Genomic DNA, 1,953 nt, shown 5'->3' on the forward strand with positions numbered 1-1,953 from the left:
GGTCTGGATCTCGGCGTCGGTCCCGGGCTCCTGGCCCATGAACTGGTTGCAGGGCACGCCCAGCACCACCAACCCCTGGTCCTTGTAGGTGGAATAGAGCTTCTCCAGCCCATCGTACTGCGGCGTCAGCCCACACTTCGAGGCGGTGTTCACCACCAGCACCACCTTGTCCTTGAATGTGGTCATCGGCAGCGGCTGGCCGTCGATGGACTGGAAGGCATAGTCGTGGGCGCTGGACATGGCGTGTTTCTCCGAAAGAGGTCGCCGGGAAACTACCGCCCTTACGCCGCGTTCTCCAACGCCTGTTCCACCGCCAGCGCCAGATCCAAGGCGGCGATGGCCTCATCTGCCGTGACGACGGGACGGGCCGTCTCACCGCGTACGGCGGCCAGGAAGCCGCGCACGCTGGCGCCCAGCGGGTCGCGGCCCGCCGGCGTGTCGGCGAAGTCCGCGTTCAGCGCAAACGCCGTGGTATTGCGGAAAGTGCGAGCGATGAAATCCACCTCCACCTCCCCCGACGGATAGACGATCCGCATGGTTCGCCGCCGCGCCGGCGCCAGGCGCGAGACATCCAGGATCGCCGTCAGGCCACTCTCAAAAGTGACCTCAGCCCGAGCCTGATCCCATACCCCGTTGGGACCCAGCGCCCCCTCGCCTTCCGCCGTCACCGGGTCGGCGCGGGAGATGGCCAGCACCAGGTCGATGTCGTGGATCATCAGGTCCAGCACCGCCGAGACGTCCTGGCTGCGCGGGGAAGGCGGGCCGTGGCGCAGCGCTTCCAGCAACAACGGCCGCTCGGGCGCGTCCAGCAGGCCCATGGCCTGGAACACCACCCGCTCCTGATGTCCGCAGGCCAGCACCACGCCCCGCGTCGCAGCGGCGGTGCGCATCCGTTCCGCCTCCGCCACGCTGACCGCGATCGGCTTTTCCACATAGACGTGCTTGCCGGCGGCGATGGCGGCCAGGGCCTGGTCGGCGTGATAGCTTGCGGGCGAGGCGATGGTGACCACGTCCACGGCGTCCAGAAACGACTCGATGTCGTTGAACGCGCGGCCCCCCAGCGGCATGGCCACCTGGGCGGCGCGGTCGGGGTGGGTGTCGAACACGCCGGCCAGGGTCACGCCGCGCGCCTCAGCGTACTGGCGGGCGTGATACCCGCCGAACACCCCGGCGCCGATAACGCCGCCCCGCAGGGACCCAGTCATGCTCCGTCTCCGATGAGTCAGACCACGCTTCTCCTCACCCGTCGGGGGAGGGGGACCGCGCCCCCGGGTCCGGCTTTAGGCCGGCCCGAGGACAGGCTCCACGGGGTGGAGGGGGCCTGACGAGGCCGAGCCCTATCCTGCAAGCCCCTTCCACCAGACTGCGTCTGGTCCCCCTCCCCCGACGGGGGAGGAGACGATAGGGTCCATACCGGGATGGAGCGTCGCGATCACCGTACCATGCCGCCGCCCCTCGACGCCACCTTCCGGGAGCCCTACACCGTCCGAGACAAAGATCCTCGAGGAAACGACCATGACCGCCTACCGCGAAATCCGCCTGAAAAGCCGCCCGCGCGGCGTGCCCACCGCCGAAAACTTTGAACTGGCCAGCGTCGACGTGCCCGCGCCCGGTCCCGGCGAGGTCCAGGTCAAGAACCTTTGGATGACGGTCGACCCCTATATGCGCGGTCGCATGAACGACGTGAAAAGCTACACACCGCCCTTCGCGCTGGGCAAAGTGATGGACGGCGGCGCGGTCGGCGAGGTGGTGGCGTCCGGCGACCCTAGCCTGCAGCCTGGCGACCTGGTGCAGTCCGGCTTCGGCTGGCGTGAGGGCTTCAACGCCCCGGCGGCAAGTGTCCAGAAGCTGGACACCATGGGCCTCAGCCCCCAGGCGTTCCTGGGTGCCGCCGGCATGCCAGGCCTCACCGCCTATGTCGGCCTCTTGAAGGTCGCGGCGCTGAAGGACGGC

The 1,953-nt window shown here is 68.8% G+C and carries 2 protein-coding genes and 1 pseudogene; 1 reads left to right on the top strand and 2 read right to left on the bottom strand.

Going from position 1 to position 1,953, the window contains the following annotated elements; genetic code table 11:
- Both RMO97_RS05025 and RMO97_RS05030 read right to left on the bottom strand, forming a co-directional pair.
- A partial coding sequence (locus tag RMO97_RS05025) for a glutathione peroxidase (RefSeq protein WP_409035288.1) occupies positions 1-240 on the bottom strand: 240 nt, incomplete at its 3' end.
- A 41-nt stretch (positions 241-281) separates the two neighbouring features.
- Positions 282-1,205, bottom strand: a complete 924-nt coding sequence (locus RMO97_RS05030) for a Gfo/Idh/MocA family oxidoreductase (RefSeq protein ID WP_310539445.1) — start codon at positions 1,203-1,205, stop codon at positions 282-284.
- Between the two features lie 310 nt (positions 1,206-1,515).
- Between RMO97_RS05030 and RMO97_RS05035 the strand changes: the two are divergent.
- A pseudogene (locus RMO97_RS05035) lies at positions 1,516-1,953 on the top strand (NADP-dependent oxidoreductase); the annotation flags it as partial.

The organism is Phenylobacterium sp. (genome assembly GCF_031425575.1).
Taxonomy (GTDB): Bacteria; Pseudomonadota; Alphaproteobacteria; order Caulobacterales; family Caulobacteraceae; genus Phenylobacterium.

Coding starts and splice junctions, on each gene's coding strand:
- RMO97_RS05030 (WP_310539445.1), bottom strand. CDS start 1,205: ATGACTGGGTCCCTGCGGGGCGGCGTTATCGGCGCCGGGGTGTTCGGC.